General features: G+C 54.9%; 1 protein-coding gene. It reads left to right on the top strand.

The genetic code is table 11. The features are described from left to right. Positions 1 to 316: 316 nt before the first annotated feature. The coding region (locus AWU74_RS14320; RefSeq protein WP_162505041.1) for an ABC transporter substrate-binding protein at positions 317 to 557 on the top strand (241 nt) is incomplete at its 3' end.

Raw genomic sequence — 557 nt, 5'->3', positions numbered from 1 at the left:
CCGCATCATTCAACGCCGCGTTCAGCGCGGTGTGTACACTTGGATTGAACGAGTTGAGGCTGTCGGGCCTGTTAAGCGTGATGACGCGGTATCCGTCGCGGATCTCGGTCAAGACCAGATCTTTGTCCACACAGTCCTCCCATTGGCTTCTTGGTCAGCCATTGGAAGGCAGATTACTATTGACCAACCGTTCGGTCAATTATATTGATGGCTAGAAGTGACAATAGTTGCACTTGAAACTATTGGCGCTCTGTGGTTGGAAACATGCCGGGCAAGCTCTCAAAAAATCGAGCGCCCATCACCAGGGAGGGAAACTGTGAAACCAGCATCAGCATTGGGATTTCTGTTGGCGGCCGGCGTTGCCGGTCTGACGTTCGGTAGTGCCGCGCATGCGCAGCAGACCGTAAAGATCGGTTCCGTCCTCTCTGTGACAGGCCCGGCGTCGTTTCTCGGAGAACCCGAGGACAAGACACTGCGGATGTATGTCGAGAAGATCAACGCGGCAGGCGGCATCAACGGCAAGAAGGTCGAGCTGATCATTTATGACGACGGCGGCG

The organism is Treponema endosymbiont of Eucomonympha sp., assembly GCF_001028545.1.
This window is presented reverse-complemented; position numbering and strand designations above follow the sequence as displayed.